Consider the following 689-nt stretch of genomic DNA (forward strand, 5'->3'; position numbering starts at 1 on the left):
TTGTACAGACGAGCCATCTTCAAAACAGCATAATGAGGTAGTAGCTGTGATGGGAAAATACACGGATTGCAGTTTTTCATTTGCATCAAACAATACCTCAGCTCTCGACAATGTCACAAGCTCTAAATGAGGACTTAATTGTTCATATTCATCCGCACTCAATTTGCTCAATATATGATTTTTTTTAGGATCACAAGATGTTAGTAACATTTAAATACCTCCAATCGAGTAAAATCAACGTAGTGATTTATATTGCTATTTACATCCAGCGTAATCAAACTCAACGATTACTTCTGCAGGTACATTCTTCTGTCTTTAAACCAGATTTATGAATTTCTTCGTGGAGTAATAGTTCGGATCTTCATATCGTAAAATATTACGATTTGTATAGATCTCTAAATTATTTGTTAATAGCATTTAACCATGTGCTAATTTAGATAACCATAAGTATAATTACTTAACGAATAACTCAAATTAAATCTAAAGAAATTTTATAATCGACTTAAGAATGATCTTACTCTCTAATAAAAAGCAATAATATTCTGATTTTTAGTGATCCAATCGAACCGAATTATTAAAACAATCTCGTGATTCTGATCGAAATAATGATTAAAAGTGTCCTACGATCCACACTTCTGTTTTGCAGCAAAGACCACCATGCAACACACTGTTTAATAACATCTATTATA

The 689-nt window shown here is 31.3% G+C and carries 1 pseudogene; it reads right to left on the reverse strand.

The window, feature by feature from the left end:
* A pseudogene (locus C7H79_RS18590) lies at positions 1-210 on the reverse strand (Crp/Fnr family transcriptional regulator); the annotation flags it as partial.
* Between the last annotated feature and the right edge of the window lie 479 nt (positions 211-689).

The sequence above is a fragment of the Nitrosomonas supralitoralis genome, from assembly GCF_003011925.2.
GTDB lineage: Bacteria > Pseudomonadota > Gammaproteobacteria > Burkholderiales > Nitrosomonadaceae > Nitrosomonas > Nitrosomonas supralitoralis.